We start from the raw sequence: 15,254 nt of genomic DNA on the forward strand, positions 1-15,254 counted from the left end.
GCGGCGGACAGCAACTCAGGGGGAAAACTGTAACCCATGTATCCGGTTCAAAGTGTTACCCATCTATCGGCTGGACAGCGCCAAATCTCCCCCCTTGAGGGGGAGGTGTCGCCGAAGGCGACAGACGGGGTCGCCGCGCGTGAAGCGCCAGCCTTCTCCGTTGGCGAAAGGCGTGGACGCTCCATGCGCGGCGACCCCTCGGCCGCTTTGCGGCCATCTCCTCCTCAAGGGGGGAGAAACCATTCATTTGGACTATCGTCACGATTGCTGCACTATGATGGTGCATAAACAACCATCGAGCTGGCAGGGGAGAAACGCCCAGTTGAAGCGGGCTGAGATCCAGAAACCAGGGCAGCGACTGTTCGGTCTGTCGGCGCCACTGAGGGCGGCCGTCATCCCGCCGCTGTCGGCGGCGCGCTGGCTCCTGGTGCTGATCGTCGCCGCCGGCGTCTATTTCTTCCACGGCTTCCTGTTCCCGGTGCTGGCGGCGCTCGTCATCGCCTTCGCCAGCTGGCCGCTCTACCGCCGGCTGCTCGCCGCGGTCGGCGGCAACCGCACGATCGCCGCGACCCTCGCGATCCTGTTCATCCTGACGTTCCTGGTGGTGCCGATAGCGCTCGCCGGCACTTACGCCATCAACGAGCTTCGCGAGTGGGTGGTGTGGGCGATCGAGACCAACCGCCACGGTTCCGCCACGCCGCAATGGATCGCCACAATGCCGGTGATCGGCGAATGGCTGAACCAGCAGTGGACGGCCAATCTCGGCCATCCCGGGGGCATCGGCGAACTGATCCAGATGGTGAGCGGCTCCAACATCGGCACCATCTATCGCGGCGCGCTGGCCGCCGGCGGCAGCGCCTTCGGCCTGCTGCTCACGCTGCTTTTCATGCTGATCGCGCTGTTCTTCGCCTATCGCGACGGCGAGGGCTTCGCGGCGCAGGTCGACCGCCTCGGCGAGCGCATCCTGCCGACCCGCTGGGAGCGGATCTCGCGCGTCGTGCCGGCCACCATTTCATCGACCGTCACCGGCATGACCGTCATCGCCATCGGCGAGGGCGTGGTGCTGGGCGTCGCCTATTGGCTGGCCGGCGTGCCGTCGCCGGTGACGCTCGGGGCGCTCACCGGCATCATGGCGCTGATCCCGGGCGGCGCGCCGCTCTCTTTCACGCTGGTGTCGATCTACCTCGCGGCCAGCGGCAAGTTGTTTGCGGGCCTCGCGCTGTTCGTCTGGGGCGCAGTCGAGCTTTTCATCGTCGACAAGACGTTGCGCCCGAAACTGGTCGGCGGACCGATCAAGCTGCCTTTCCTGCCGACCTTTTTCGGCCTGATCGGCGGCGTCAAGACGATGGGCTTCCTCGGCCTCTTCATAGGCCCGGTGCTGATGGCGCTGCTCGTCGCCATCTGGCGCGAATGGCTGCGCGAGGTCGAGATGATGGATGAGCTTCCAGCTCCGGCCGAAGAAGGTAAGGGCCCGCCACTGATCGAGACGGCGCCAGAGACCAGGAAAATTCAGGCCGGGTAGGCGACGGCGAGCCCCGCGCGGCGCCTGCGGCCTTCGTGCAATTGCCAGAGCGAATGGGCTACCAGCGCCACGATCAGGATTGCGCCGCCGATCAGGCTGTTTCGTGTTGGAGCCTCGGCAAAGACCAGCCAGACCCAGACAGGCGCGAGCACCGTCTCCAGAACGTAGAACATCGCCACCTCAGGCCCTGAAATATATTTCGGGCCGGCGGCGAGACAGAAGAACGAGATCGGCATGATCACGGCACCGTTGAAGATGATCCACCACGGCGCGTTGACGTGCAGCCCTTTACCCGAGACCATGAATGCGGCGAGCGCCAGCGGAAAGACGACGCCGATCAAAGCGGTGAAGCCCATGTCCTTGCCACTGGCGCGCGAGATGGTGATGGCGAGTGCGACGAAGAAGGCCGAGCAGAGCGCCATGAAATCGCCGAACAGTTTTCCGGTGCCGACCGAACCGCCGACGATGATCAGCACGCCGACGATCATCGCCAGCATTGCGATCACGGTCCCCAGCCGCGGTCGTTCCCTGAGGAACAGCCAGGAGAGCAGCGCCGCGAAGACGGTGTTGAAGGCCAGGATGAAGACGAGGTCGGCGGTCGAGGTATGATAGACGGCGGTGACGAAGGTGATCGACGTCAGGCCGTAGCATATCGCCGCCGCCAGACCCGACCAGCCGGGGATGAGCTTCGGCACGTTGCCGCGCAGCACGCGCCAGACGGCCCAAATCAACAGCGTGGCGACAAGCGTCGTCCCGGTCCGCAGCGCCATGATGGTCCATGGGCTACCATCCGCGAGCCGGATCAGGGGAATGTCGAAGGTCAGCACAAGGCCGCCGATGGCGGTGATCAGCAGGCCTTTCTGATGGTCGTGGTGGGAAGACATGGGTCTCGCAATGATTTGCAGGCGGCGGCTGGCTCGATGGCGCACTCTTCCAGCGAGTGGCGGAAACACAAGCGTCCTGCCCTTGAAACAGTTTAAGATCGGGCTTTGGAAAAAAGGTCAGCGAATGACCGCTTCGTGGTCGTAGCGTTCCCAGCCTTTGGGGCCGAGATGCTCCTGCGGCATGAAACGCATCTTATAGCTCATCTTGCGTGAGCCGTTGACCCAGTAGCCGAGATAGACGTGGGGCAGTCCCATCGCCTTGGCGCGGGCGATGTGATCGAGGATCATGAAGGTGCCGAGCGAGCGGTCTTCGAAATCGGGATTGAAGTAGGAATAGACCATCGACAGGCCGTCGGCCATTTTGTCGGTCAGCGCTACGGCGATCAATTCACCCTGACCCTTGCCGGTGATGAAGGTGTCCGGGCCGCGTCGCCGGTATTCGATGATCTTGGTGTCGACATGCGTGTCCTCCACCATCATCGCATAGTCGAGCACCGTCATGTCGGACATCCCGCCGCGGCGATGGCGCGCGTCGAGATAGGCGCGAAACAGCGAATATTGCTCGGTGGAAGGCTGCGCGTCGTGCATGGCGCCGATGAGGTCGGCATTGCGTTGGGTGACGCGGCGCATGTTGCGGCTGGCGGTGAACTCCTGCGCCAGGATGCGCACCGACACGCAGGCGCGGCAGGACTCACAGGCCGGCCGGTAGGCGATGTTCTGGGAACGCCGGAAGCCGCCTTGAGTGAGGAGATCGTTCATCTCGGGGGCCTTGTCCCCGACAAGGTGCGTGAACACCTTGCGCTCGAACTGGCCCTCCAGATAGGGGCACGGCGACGGCGCGGTTAGGAAGAACTGCGGCGACTGGGTCGGATGCTGCGTCATCGATTCTTGGACACGCTCCTGCGAATCGCCCTACCTTTGGCCCGGCCGGCGAAAAATTCAACAGGATTGTGCTGTCGCGGCCGGCCCAAGCTGTTCATATTCTCGCAAACCGGCGCGGCGAGGGCGGCCGCACATAACGTCAGCTATCGGTGCGGGTGACGACCGTGCCGAGAAGCAGGTCGTGCAGCGTGCGCTTGCGATCGGAAAACAGCGTGACCAGCAGCACCAGCGGCGTCAGGATGACGTTGCCGGCCCAGAACAGCACGGAATGCACGACCGCGGTCAAGCCGTCGATGCGCGTGCCGTCGAGCCTCGCAAGCCGGATGCCCATGATCTTCATGCCGGTCGTGGCCTGGTCGCGGCTGCCCAGCGTGTTCCAGATGTAGAGGATGGCAACCGCCGGAACCAGGACGGAGAACAGCGCCCAGCCCAGGCCGAAGGTCAAAAGCCCGAGGAGGGCGACCAATATGGCGAACGGGATGGTGAGCAGCGCTACGAAGAAATAGTCGAAGATGAAGGCGAAGATGCGCCTGGTGCGCACGCCGCGATAGGCTCGCGTGTCCTCGAACCTTGTGGTGATGATCTCGCCGTCAAGCACGCGCGTGTTCATGTCATGCCCTCATAAGGCCGGATCTCGGCCGCTCGCATCTGAGATGGTGAAAGCTGGTGGCGGAATCAAGATGGAGTGCTCGTGACGCCTGCGCGGGCAAGCTGTGGCGAGCGCCGCTGCGGCGATTGAATTCATGGCACCGATCGCGTTAGCCTGCTGCGGCGCAACAAGACGCCGAGGGGATGGGGAATATGGACTACGACATGCTGGTAATCGGCAGCGGCCCCTCCGGGCGCCGCGCCGCGGTGCAGTCGGCCAAGCTCGGCAAATCAGTGCTGGTGGTCGATAGGGGCCGGCGTCTCGGCGGCGTCTCCGTGCACACCGGCACCATCCCGTCCAAGACGCTGCGCGAGACCGTGCTCAACCTCTCCGGCTGGCGCGAGCGCGGCTTTTACGGGCGCGGCTATCGGGTCAAGCAGGATATTTCGGTGAGCGACCTCGTCGAGCGCCTGCACAAGACGCTCGATCACGAAGTCGAGGTGCTGCAGCATCAGTTCATGCGCAACGCGGTCAAAAGCGCACGTGCCACGGCCAAGTTCATCGGCGCCAACAAGGTCAGCCTGACCACTGACAACGGCGACTACAGCGAGATCGGTTTCGCCAATGCGCTGATCGCCGTCGGCACCCGGCCGCATCGTCCGCGCGACGTGCCGTTCGACAAGACACGCATCTTCGACAGCGACGAGATGCTGGAACTCGACCGGTTGCCGCGCACGCTGACGGTCATCGGAGCCGGCGTCATCGGCGTCGAATACGCGACCATCTTTTCGGCGCTCGACGTGCCGGTGACGCTGGTCGAGCCGCGCAACACCATCCTCGATTTCGTCGATCGCGAAATCGTCGACGACTTCATCCATCAGATGCGCGACCGCGGCATGACCATTCGCCTCGGCAGCACGGTGAAAGAAATCGCCTCTAAGCCCGACCATGCCGAAGTGACCCTTGCCGACGGCCGCACAATCCGCTCCGAAATCGTGCTTTACGCTGCCGGCCGCAGCGGCAATCTTGGCAACCTCGGCCTCGACGTGGTCGGCATCGAGGCCGACAGCCGCGGCCGCATCAAGGTCGATCCTCAGACATTTCAGACCAGCGTGCCCAATATCTATGCCACCGGCGACGTCATCGGCTTTCCGAGTCTGGCCTCGACCTCGATGGAGCAGGGCAGGGTGGCCGCCTGCCATGCCTTCGGCGTGGCGCTGCCGCCGCCGCCGGAAACTTTTCCTTACGGCATCTACGCCGTGCCGGAAATCTCCACCGTCGGCCAGTCCGAGGAGCAGGTGCGCGAGAGCGGGATCGCCTACGAGGTCGGCGTCGCGCGCTTCCGGGAAACCTCGCGCGGCCACATCATGGGCGTCAACTCAGGTTTCCTGAAGCTCCTATTCTCGGTCGACACGCGCCGCCTGCTCGGCGCCCATATCGTCGGGGAGGGCGCGACCGAGCTCACCCATATCGGCCAGGCGGTGATCAATCTCGGCGGCACGGTCGACTTCTTCGTCAACAATACCTTCAACTATCCGACGCTGGCCGAAGCCTACAAGATCGCCGGGTTGGATGCCTGGAACCGGATGGGGCAGGGCTAGCCTCGGCTGAAGCGGCTATCTCGTCAGGCGGCCGGCGTCGCAGGGGTGACAAGCCACTGCCGGGCGATCGCGGCATCCGCGTCGCCGAACTCGTGGCCGGAGGCGACGATGCGCGCATCGACCTCGGCACGGCGCTGGCTGAAGAGCGTCACCAGGGCCGGCGCGAACGGGCCGTAGGTCTGGTCGGCCGCGCCGGCGATGATCAGCACCCGCATTCCGGCAAGGTCGGTCGCCGGCGCATCCTCGAGCACCGGCATCGCCCTGAGCAGCGCCGCCTGCCTGACCAGGCCCGGATGGAGCAGCATGAGCGTGGAAACGAGATTGGCGCCGTTTGAATAACCCAGGAAGGTCGCGCGAGTGAGATCAAGCTCGTGGTGCCGCGCGGCTTCCACTGCGAATTGGGCGAAAGCGGCCGTCTCCGCGCGGATGCTCGACTGCTCGAAGCTGGTCGGCGTGATTCGTTCGAACCAGCGAAAACCGTCCTCCTGGCGGATGCGGCCGCGCGCTGCGACAAGCACCGCGCGCGGCGCGATCTGCCTCGCCAGCGGCAAAAGTATCGTTTCGTCCACGCCCGATCCATGCAGCACGAACAGGCATTCGCCGCTCGCATTTGCCGGCCTGATCAGACAATAGGAAAAAGGCAGATCATGCTGCAGCTCGCTGTTTTTGCTGACATGTTCGGACATGATCACATCCTTTTGATTCTACGGTGGTTTCGCTGATTTGCCGGCTTCAAAACGGAATGTTTTCAAGCTCCGCGAAAGTTGATTGAACCCGGCGCATTTCGGACCGTTTCTGCGCCGATACACTCCCGAACGGGAGGAATCGAAGCGGTGCGTCGGGGGTCGCATTGCTGGACATGAAACACCAGCTCTGAGGCCTTTTGTCGATGACCATCCCCGTTTCTCAACGCGATACGCGTGCCGTCGACACGCGCATGAACGAACGCGATACGCGTATCAAAGATCGCGACACGCGTATCAAGGATCGCGATACGCGTATCGATGTGCTGCGCGCGCTCGCCTTGCTCACCATTTTCATCGACCACGTGCCGGGTACCGTCTTCGAAAACCTGACTTACAAGAACCTCGGCTTTTCCGATGCGGCCGAGGCCTTCGTTTTGATCTCCGGCATCTCGGTGGCGCTTGCCTATGGCACCAAGTTCAAGCCGGGCGGCAGGCTGCTGGCGACCCTGAAGATGTGGCGGCGCGCCGGCGTGCTCTACGTCACCCATATCGTCATCACCATGCTGGTGATTGCCCTGTTCTGCGCCACGGCGGTGTTCGCGCACCGGCCGGAGCTGTTGAAGATGATCAACATCGAGCCGTTGATGAAGAACACGCCGGAGGTGATCTTCGGCATCGTCACGCTCGGCCATCAGCTCGGCTACAACAACATCTTGCCGGTCTATGCGGCGCTGCTTCTGGCGGCGCCCGCCTTCGTTCTGTTCGTCAACTACAGGCCCGTGGCGGCACTGACCGTGTCCGGACTGCTGTGGCTGGTCGCCGGCATCTGGCAGATCGCGCCGCCGAACTATCCCGAGCCGGGTCTCTGGTTCTTGAACCCGCTATCCTGGCAGTTCCTGTTCAACATCGGCCTTGCCGCCATGCTGCACGTCAAACGCGGCGGCACCATCCCCATAAACCGGTGGCTGGTGGGCTTTGCCGGCGTCTATGTGGTCGGCGCGGCGATCTGGGTGCACAGCCCGCTCTGGGGTCAGATCACCTGGTTCAATCTGCCGGTGGTGATCGGCGGCTTCGACAAGACCTTCTTGTCGCTGCCGCGGCTGCTGCATATCCTGGCCGTCAGCTATCTGGTCGTCGCCCTGCCGGCCGTATCGAACCTCTTCCGCGCCAAGCCCGACAATCCACTGGCGATCCTCGGCAAGCGCTCGCTGCCGGTATTCGTTGCCGGAACGCTGATTGCCATGGCCGCCCAGGTGCTGAAGCTGATCAATCCGGGCGGCCTCGCCTATGACACGCTGCTGATCGCTGCCGGCATCGCCATGCAGTTCGCGCTGGCGCTGTATCTCGAATGGCTCGCCGGTCTCGGCCCGACCCGCATCAAGCCGGCGCGTGAGGAGCCGGCGCGCGCCGGGTTCGGTGCGCCGCCCATACCGGCGCGGATCGGCGGGTACTGAGATGTCTGGTTTCAGGATCTGGGAGCAGGGCCTGTTGAGGCCCTGACGACGAGCTCGACGCCCATCGTCTCGCGCCGCACCGCGCCGTCATAGTCGAGGATCATGCGCGCGGCCCGCCGGCCGATCTCGGTGATCGGCTGGGCGATCGTGGTCAGCGGCGGGTCGCAGAGCGCGCCGTCCGGCACGCCGTCGAAGCCGACGATGGAAACGTCCTGCGGCACTTTCAGACCGCGCGCAGTTAGCCAGTCGATGGCGATCATGGCCATCCTGTCCGACATCGCCAGTATGGCGGTCGGCCGCTCGCCGCCGGCGAAGATCGCTTCGAGCCCGGCCGTGGTGCTCCTTTCCTCGTTCTCGGTCTCGAAGACCGGGATGCTCTGCGTGTCGACACCGAAGCCGGACAGTTCCTCGAAATAGCCGGCCAGACGATCGCGCGTTCCCGTGTAGACGGCCGAGCGGACCATTTCGGGCGTGACGAAGCCGGTGCGGTCCTCGCCGAGGGTCAGCGACAGCACGGCGAAACGGCGATGTCCGAGTTCGGCAAGATGCCGCGCGGCGAGCCGTCCGCCGGCGATGTTGTTGACGCCAATCGCCGAAATCGTCTCGTCGTGAAAGCCGAGCTCCAACGCCACGAAGGGCAGCCTGCGTTCGCGCGTCAGTTCGACGAGACGCGAGCCGCCTTCGATGCAGAACAGGATGAAACCGTCGACAAGCGCGCTCTGGATGTTCCAGGCGAGCTTTTCCTGGTTGGCCGCCGAAACCAATGCGATCCCGGCGCCGGTGGCGTCGCAGGCCTCGGAAATGCCCGCCATCATGACGCGGGCAAAGGGATCCTCGAAGAAGTAGGAAAGGGGCTCGGTCGTGCCGACGCCGATGGCGTTGACCTTGCCGGCGCGCAGCAGGCGCCCTTTCGGATCAGGCCCGGCGTAACCCATCGCCTCCGCCACCGCCTTGACCCGCTCGCGCACCTCGGCGCGGACGACCTCGGGGCGGCTGAAGACATTGGAGGCCGTGCCATGCGAGACGCCCGCGGCTTTGGCAATATCCGCCAGCCGGATGGGGCGTGCCTGGCCTTCGATAAGTGATGCCATGTCTGTTCTCCGAATCCGGTCGCATCGAACATGGACGCGGAATGTCTGACGGTCCACTTAGCATTTTTGTTGGATCGATTCAAATTTGTGCTTGACTTCGGTCATGCAGAGCTTATGATTTGAATCGATCCAAGTCACCTTGGCGGTTTGGGGCAAGGTTCGAGAAGGAGGATGCAATGCATCTGGTCAACTTTTTGTTCGAGGACGTCTACCGTAACGATTGGGGCATTGCTTCGGCCGAACAGAGTGAGCGGCGCCGTGGCAAGACAAGCCCATGGAAGCGTCAACCGCGCCTCATCGTGGAGCGCAAGCGCGCCTGAGAAGTCAGTCTTTTTCGCATCGATCGGTTGGATCGATTCAATTTGAAGGAAGTCAGTCATGCATCCGATCAGCCATCTTTTCGAGGACATCTATCGCAACTACTGGGGCATCTCGCCGGCAACCGACCGGCCCGAACGCCGGCGTGCGGCGGAGCCGGCGTCGCGCAAGCGGCGGCTGCGTTCGGGAGGTCGGTAATCTCAGCGCATCTCCCGACGAGCCTCACCAGTGGCGGGGCCGGTCTAGGACCGTGGACGCCACAGCGCCGAGATCGCAATTGCCAGCCAGCCGGCGATAAGCAGAGTGCCGCCGATTGGCGCCGACATCGGAAACAGCCGCGAACCAAGGAAATCCCGGGCGAGAAGATCGCCCGAAAACAGCAGCAGGCCGACGAGCAGCGCCAGGCTTGCGATCCTGAGATACCGGTTGCCGCCGACAAGGCCGATGGCGAGAAAGACCGGCGCATGCATCAGCAGGAAGGATGCGGCCGTGCCGGTGAAGGCGCCGCCGCGATGCGCGGCCGCCGCCGACAGCGCCACGCCCGCCGCGCCGACGAGGCCGCCTGCCAGCACGAGGATGCGGCTGCCGCCGTCTGATGGTTGCCCGGCAAGACTCATTTTTCGATGCTCCGTCTTCGCTCGCTCGCCCGCTCAGGTTTCGCCGGCTTCGAGCAGCATATGCCTCGCCCGCCGCGACTGGACAACCCAGCTATAGACCGCGCCCAGCGCCATCAGCACCGACGTGCCCAAGAACACCGCCCGCATGCCGAAATGGCCACCGACGAAGCCTCCGGAGAGCGGTCCCGCGACCTGGCCGACATATTGCGCCGAGATCGCTAATCCGAGCACATTGCCGCCGACGCCGTCGGGAATATTGTGGCGGATCACGCTGGTGATGCAGGGCAGGAGGCCGCCCAGCGCCAGCCCCATCAGGAAGCGCAACCCGATCAGCTGCCAACCGCCGGTGACGAAAGCTTGCGGGACAAGCAGCAGCGCCGAAACGGCGAGCGCGCCGACGACCACGTTCCAGTGGCCGACCCGATCGGCAAGCTTGCCCAGCCAAGACGAGGACAGGATGGTTCCAAGCGCGGTCGCCGACATCACCACGCCGGCCACCATCGTTACCTTGCTCTGGTCGGCGATGAGCTGCTGTACATAGACCGTGATGATCGGCTCGATCGACATGGTGGCGAATGCGAGCAGCATGCCGGTCGTCAGCATCGCGACGACCGGGCGCTTGTCGGGGATCTGTGCCCAGCCGCTCTTCGGCTTTGCCGACGAGACAGGTTTGCGAGCCGGCGGGTTTTCCTTGATCAGGAAAGTCGTGGCCAGAAAAGCCAGGAAAATCACGCCGCCGGAGAGCAGGAAGGTGGCGCGGATGCCGATCACCGGCGGCAGCATGCCACCAAGCAGCGGTCCGACCAGCGAGCCGGCCGTGATGCCGGCCGACAGCACACCGAGCGCCCAGCCGGAGCGTTCCTTTGGCGTCTGCATCGCCACCAATATCGTCGACCCCGAGGAGTAGCCGCCGGCAAAGCCGATCAGGAGCCTCAGCAACACCAATTGCCAGACGCTCTCGACCATACCGGTCAGCGACATGCAGATCGCCATGCCGAACGAGGCGCGCACCAGCATCAGCTTGCGGCCGTAACGGTCGCCGAGCCGCCCCCACAGAGGGGCGACCAGCGCCGCGGCAAAGAAGGTGGCGCCGTAAGCAACACCCGACCATTGCACGATTGCCGCGTGCCCTTCGGCACCCAGCTGTTCGACATAAAGCGGCAGGAACGGCAACAGCAGCGTCATGGCAATCAGCGTGCTGAACGAGCCGGCGAAGCAGACGGCGAGATTGCGTCGCCAATGGATATTGTAGCCACTCTCGATGCTGTTTTCCGCCATGTCATGCCTGCCTGGTTATCAGGGATTGTTCCGGATACCATTTTGGGATACCAGATCGGTATCCGTCATGAACCTCAGCCCCGCCGCTGTCAATGCGGCGCCGGAGAGCGGAACGACAATGTCGCAAATGCAGAATGTCGAAAGCCAGCTTCGCGAAATGATCCTCGGGCTCGAGATCGGCCCGGGCGAGCGGCTGACCGAGCGTTGGATCGAAAGCCGCTTCGGCGCCTCGCGCACCCCGGTCAGGGCGGCGCTGCTGCGCCTTGAGACCGAAGGGCTGATCGCTCGCGACGGCCGCGGCTGGACGGTGGCGCCGATCAATCTCGCCGAGCTCGGCCAGATCGCCGTCTACCGCGAGGCGGTCGAGGTCGCGGCGGTGCGGTTGACGGCGGCGTTGGAAGATCGCAGCGGGATCGAGGTGATCGCGGCCATGCTTGATTCCTGCGACGCCGATACGCCGCGCGAGGAATGGCACCGCGTTGGTCTGGATTTTCACATCGAGCTGGCCAGGCTTTCCGGCAATGAATTCCTGCTTAGGGGAGTCCGCGATGCAATGACCAGGCTCTCCCGCGCGCGTTGGCTGGAAGTGCGCGACCAGGCGGCGCTCGGCCGCGCCTGGGCCGAGCACCACGCCATCCTGGCTGCCGTGCGAACGGGCGATGCCGCGCAGGCGGCGCGGCTGCTCTCGGCCCACATCGCCGGCAGCCGCGACCGCCTGTTGACTTCGCTGCGTGACGACCGGCGCGGCCTGCGCGCCAGGGGCTTTGCCGTCGTCGCTGCCTGATCCTCGCAGCCGTCGTCGAATATTAGAGCATCAACAAGTTCGTCAGCCTGGGCGGGCTTGCAAGATGTTCGGCACAATGCTGTAGGAGGCGACGGACATATTGAAACGACGGACGCATGGCCTCGCCCTTACGCACCGCAGCGCGGGTATTCTATTTCATACGCAACATCACGCGCGATGTGGCGCCGCAGGCGCTCTTTCGCCAGCGGCTTGCGCGTCGGCTTGAGCAGGCGCGGCTCTCCAGCAAAACGGTCCGTGAACGGGTCAATTACTACAACAGGCTCGACCATAGTTTCGTGCCGAGCGCGGCGGCCGTGCCCGCGGGTCAAATACCCAAGTTCGGGAGCATGTACTATTACGACCTGAAGGAGTTCGCCCGCTACTTCGATCGCCACCTGCTCATCGATCTCGAGTTCGGCGACGTCGTCGACGTGCCGGCGATGCCGTCAATCGTCAAGGACCGGCCGATCCGCAACGATAACGGCAATGCCGTGATCATGAAGCTCGACAAGTTCCGCCATTTCAACATGCCAAAGGACAATTTGTCCTTCGCCGACAAGCGCCCGATGGCGGTCTGGCGCGGTCATTTCAACAATCCGATCCGCAAACGGTTCGTCGATGCCGTGCGCGACCTGCCGCTTTGCGATGCCGGCTCGCCCAAGCCGAGCGCGCCGGAGGACTATCGCAAGCCGTATCTCACGATCGCGCAGCAGCGGCAGTTCCGCTACATCGTCTCGCTTGAAGGCAACGACGTGGCGACGAACCTGAAGTGGATCATGAGCTCGAATTCGCTCTGCCTGATGCCGCTTCCGACCTACGAAACCTGGTTCGCCGAGGCTGAGCTCGAGGCCGATGTTCACTACGTGCCCCTGGCGCCGGATTTTTCGGACGTTGCCGACAAGATTGCCTATTTCGAAAAGCATCCGGCGGAAGCCCAACGCATCATAACGGCGGCCAACGCCTATTGCCGCCGGTTCAGCAACGAAAAGGACGAGCGGGCGGTCTCGCTGCTCGTCCTCTACAAATATTTCGTGCTCAGCGGCCAGATCGAACCCGACCCGGAAGTCTGGCGTTTTATCGCCGGCTGACCTCCGCGTTTTCGGGGCGGGGCACGGCGCGAACTCTCAGATATCGCTGCGGTCAAGCACCAGATCGGCCGGGCCGAACCGGTTCTTGGCGGTGAGCTGCTGGTGCCAGTAGGGATAAAGCACCGGCGGCCGGCTGACGGCGTCGAGGCGCAGGCGCTCGTCCAGGGACAGCGTCAGGCTGGCCGCGGCAAGGTTGTCCTTGAGCTGGGCTTCGTTGCGGGCGCCGATCACCAGCGAAGAAACGGCCGCGCGGCCGAGCAGCCAGGCAAGCGCCACCTGTGCCGCCGAAACGCCGCGCGCCTTGCCGATCTCGGCCAGAACGTCGGCGATCCGCCACAATCTGTCCTCGTCGCGGATTGGCGGTTCGGACCAGCCGCCAAGCTGGCGGGCCGTCGGGCTGTCGCGGCGGTATTTGCCCGACAGCAAGCCGCCGGCCAGCGGGCTCCACACCAGCACGCCAAGACCCTGGTCGACCGAGATCGGCAGCAACTCGTACTCCGCCTCGCGCGCTTCCAGCGTGTAGTGGATCTGCTGCGTGATGAAGCGCGGCTGATGATGGCTGTCGCTGATCGAGAGCGCCTTCATCACCTGCCAGCCCGAGTAATTGGAGCAGCCGACATAACGGACCTTGCCCTGGCTGACCAAAGTGTCGAGCGCGGCGATTGTTTCCTCCAGCGGCGTGACGCCGTCCCACTCATGCAGGAAATAGATGTCGATGACGTCGGTCTTGAGCCGCTTCAGGCTCCTCTCGCATTCCCGGATCAGGTGATGGCGCGACAAGCCTTCGTCGTTGGGGCCGTTTCCGATCCGCATGCGTGCCTTGGAGGCGATGAGCACATCGTTTTTGCGCTTGCCGCCGAGCGCCTCGCCGACGATCTCCTCCGACAGGCCGTTCGAATAGACGTTGGCGGTGTCGATGAGATTGATGCCGGCATCGATGCAGGTATCGATGATGCGGCTCGCCTCCGAAAGATCGGAATTGCCGACGGCGGCGAACGGGCCTGTGCCGCCGAAGGTCATCGTACCGAGGGTCAATGTCGAAATCTTCAGGCCGGAACGGCCAAGCGTGCGGTATTCCATGTCAGGTCCTCGCCATTTGTTTGAAGAGGCGCGCCGTCGCGGGCGCCGGAAAGAGGCGAGGGTATTTGTAGGACAATTCGGGCGGCTTGTCGCCCGCCATCGATACGGGCCGATCACATATCGGCTGGTCCAGGGTTGCCGGCTCCTGCTCGCAATAAAACCGTCATTTCGCGTCTGTATCTCAGTCGGCTTACCGAGTTGTGTTTCCGGCCGTGGCCGGAGCGCATCCGAGGCGAAAGTCGCTGACGGGCAGGAGCTGTGCGATGAACGAAGTGAAGACGAATTCCGGAGCCAAGGACTGGCTGGAAGCCGAGCTCGAGGACACGCTCGACGAGGACTACGAGCTGGAGATTTCCGAACCCGCGCTCTCGCTCGAGATCGCCAGGATCTATAAGAAGTCGCATCCGCCCTCCATCGAGCGCATAACCTATTTCCGCGAGCTGCTGCGGCTGCAGTCGGAGCTCATCAAGCTGCAGTCCTGGGTTGCCTACCACAAGAAGAAGCTGGTGGTGATCTTCGAGGGCCGCGACTCGGCCGGCAAGGGCGGCGTTATCAAGCGCATCACCCAGCGCCTCAACCCGCGCATCTGCCGCGTCGTCGCGCTGCCGGCGCCGACCGAGCGCGAAAAATCGCAATGGTATTTCCAACGCTACGTGCCGCATCTCCCCGCCGGCGGCGAGATCGTGCTGTTCGACCGCTCCTGGTACAACCGATCGGGCGTGGAGCGGGTGATGGGATTTGCCAATGCGGATCAGGTCGAAGAGTTTTTCCGCGACGTGCCGGAATTCGAACGTATGCTGGTGCGCTCCGGCATCACGCTGGTGAAATACTGGTTCTCGATCACCGACGAGGAGCAGCAGATGCGCTTTTTGATGCGTGTCCACGATCCGATGAAGCAGTGGAAGCTGTCGCCGATGGACCTGCAGTCGCGCGTGCGCTGGGAGCAATACACCAAGGCCAAGGAAGAGACCTTCGCCCGTACCAACATTAAGGAAGCGCCCTGGTTCATTGTCGAAGGCAACGACAAGAAGCGGGCCCGGCTGAACTGCATCGATCACCTGCTGCAGCAAATGCCCTACGAAGACGTGCCGCATGAGGAGATCACGCTGCCGGAACGCGTCTTCAACCCGGCCTACGAGCGCCAGGTGCTGCCGCGCGAGCTTTATGTGCCGGCAAAGTATTGAGGCACCTCTTTCCCTTCTCCCCGTTTCACGGGGAGAAGGTGCCCGAAGGGCGGATGAGGGGCGGCGCCGACGTTGGCGGTCGCGCGCCAGTTCGCCGTTCATAGCTTGCTGCTAGAGCTGGATGATTTTAGGTTGAACAGTATCCGGCGTTTTCGAAGTAGTTGGTGCATTCGGTTGCGGTGAGGCCATCGAGGAT

16 protein-coding genes are annotated in these 15,254 nt (G+C 63.6%); 8 read left to right on the top strand and 8 right to left on the bottom strand.

Features of this window, described 5'->3' with window-relative positions; all coding sequences use genetic code 11:
* Positions 1-322 precede the first annotated feature (322 nt).
* Positions 323-1,522, top strand: a complete 1,200-nt coding sequence (locus CK220_RS31010; protein WP_095815145.1) for an AI-2E family transporter — start codon at positions 323-325, stop codon at positions 1,520-1,522.
* On the opposite strand, the gene CK220_RS31015 is transcribed toward CK220_RS31010, so the two are convergent.
* The 3 genes from CK220_RS31015 to CK220_RS31025 form a co-directional block, all read right to left on the bottom strand.
* A complete protein-coding gene (locus CK220_RS31015; RefSeq protein ID WP_095815146.1) occupies positions 1,510-2,406 on the bottom strand; it encodes a DMT family transporter in 897 nt (298 codons plus the stop codon). The two genes, CK220_RS31010 and CK220_RS31015, sit on opposite strands and share 13 nt — an antisense overlap.
* A gap of 117 nt (positions 2,407-2,523) precedes the next feature.
* Positions 2,524-3,288 (bottom strand): arginyltransferase, encoded by a 765-nt coding sequence (locus CK220_RS31020; RefSeq protein WP_095815147.1) that lies wholly within the window; start codon positions 3,286-3,288, stop codon positions 2,524-2,526.
* Between the two features lie 139 nt (positions 3,289-3,427).
* Positions 3,428-3,898: an RDD family protein gene (locus CK220_RS31025; protein ID WP_095815148.1), complete on the bottom strand. Its 471-nt coding sequence runs from the start codon at positions 3,896-3,898 to the stop codon at positions 3,428-3,430.
* A gap of 191 nt (positions 3,899-4,089) precedes the next feature.
* Here CK220_RS31025 and sthA point away from each other — a divergent pair, with 191 nt between their 5' ends.
* Complete coding sequence (gene sthA, locus CK220_RS31030) at positions 4,090-5,478, top strand: Si-specific NAD(P)(+) transhydrogenase (protein WP_095815158.1); 1,389 nt, start codon at positions 4,090-4,092, stop codon at positions 5,476-5,478.
* A gap of 23 nt (positions 5,479-5,501) precedes the next feature.
* Here sthA and CK220_RS31035 read toward each other — a convergent pair whose 3' ends face one another.
* The gene (locus CK220_RS31035) at positions 5,502-6,164 is read right to left on the bottom strand and encodes an alpha/beta hydrolase (RefSeq protein ID WP_095815149.1); all 663 of its coding nucleotides are present in this window, start codon (positions 6,162-6,164) and stop codon (positions 5,502-5,504) included.
* A gap of 251 nt (positions 6,165-6,415) precedes the next feature.
* Between CK220_RS31035 and opgC the strand changes: the two genes are divergently transcribed.
* Entirely contained in the window at positions 6,416-7,618 is a 1,203-nt protein-coding gene (opgC, locus tag CK220_RS31040) for an OpgC domain-containing protein (protein WP_245429478.1), read from the top strand.
* Between the two features lie 11 nt (positions 7,619-7,629).
* Here opgC and CK220_RS31045 read toward each other — a convergent pair whose 3' ends face one another.
* Positions 7,630-8,709 (bottom strand): substrate-binding domain-containing protein, encoded by a 1,080-nt coding sequence (locus CK220_RS31045; RefSeq protein WP_095815151.1) that lies wholly within the window; start codon positions 8,707-8,709, stop codon positions 7,630-7,632.
* 176 nt (positions 8,710-8,885) lie between these two features.
* On the opposite strand from CK220_RS31045, the gene CK220_RS32225 reads away from it, so the two are divergent.
* Positions 8,886-9,029 carry a hypothetical protein gene (locus tag CK220_RS32225; RefSeq protein ID WP_095815152.1) on the top strand — a complete coding sequence of 48 codons (144 nt, stop codon included), beginning with the start codon at positions 8,886-8,888 and terminating at the stop codon, positions 9,027-9,029.
* 58 nt (positions 9,030-9,087) lie between these two features.
* On the top strand, positions 9,088-9,225 hold the full coding sequence (locus CK220_RS32230; RefSeq protein ID WP_095815153.1) for a hypothetical protein: 138 nt from the start codon (positions 9,088-9,090) through the stop codon (positions 9,223-9,225).
* Positions 9,226-9,269: 44 nt separating this feature from the next.
* Here CK220_RS32230 and CK220_RS31060 read toward each other — a convergent pair whose 3' ends face one another.
* Entirely contained in the window at positions 9,270-9,644 is a 375-nt protein-coding gene (locus tag CK220_RS31060; RefSeq protein WP_095815154.1) for a DUF423 domain-containing protein, read from the bottom strand.
* 33 nt (positions 9,645-9,677) lie between these two features.
* Entirely contained in the window at positions 9,678-10,922 is a 1,245-nt protein-coding gene (locus tag CK220_RS31065) for a multidrug efflux MFS transporter (RefSeq protein ID WP_095815155.1), read from the bottom strand.
* A gap of 118 nt (positions 10,923-11,040) precedes the next feature.
* Between CK220_RS31065 and CK220_RS31070 the strand changes: the two genes are divergently transcribed.
* A complete protein-coding gene (locus CK220_RS31070) occupies positions 11,041-11,706 on the top strand; it encodes a GntR family transcriptional regulator (protein WP_095815159.1) in 666 nt (221 codons plus the stop codon).
* A gap of 116 nt (positions 11,707-11,822) precedes the next feature.
* Positions 11,823-12,794: a glycosyl transferase family 90 gene (locus tag CK220_RS31075; RefSeq protein ID WP_095815156.1), complete on the top strand. Its 972-nt coding sequence runs from the start codon at positions 11,823-11,825 to the stop codon at positions 12,792-12,794.
* A gap of 36 nt (positions 12,795-12,830) precedes the next feature.
* Here the strand turns inward: CK220_RS31075 and CK220_RS31080 are convergent, their stop codons facing one another.
* Entirely contained in the window at positions 12,831-13,874 is a 1,044-nt protein-coding gene (locus CK220_RS31080; protein ID WP_095815157.1) for an aldo/keto reductase, read from the bottom strand.
* A gap of 263 nt (positions 13,875-14,137) precedes the next feature.
* Between CK220_RS31080 and ppk2 the strand changes: the two genes are divergently transcribed.
* Positions 14,138-15,058 (top strand): polyphosphate kinase 2, encoded by a 921-nt coding sequence (ppk2, locus tag CK220_RS31085; protein ID WP_095815160.1) that lies wholly within the window; start codon positions 14,138-14,140, stop codon positions 15,056-15,058.
* Positions 15,059-15,254 lie beyond the last annotated feature (196 nt).

It is taken from the genome of Mesorhizobium sp. WSM3860, assembly GCF_002294995.1.
GTDB lineage: Bacteria > Pseudomonadota > Alphaproteobacteria > Rhizobiales > Rhizobiaceae > Mesorhizobium.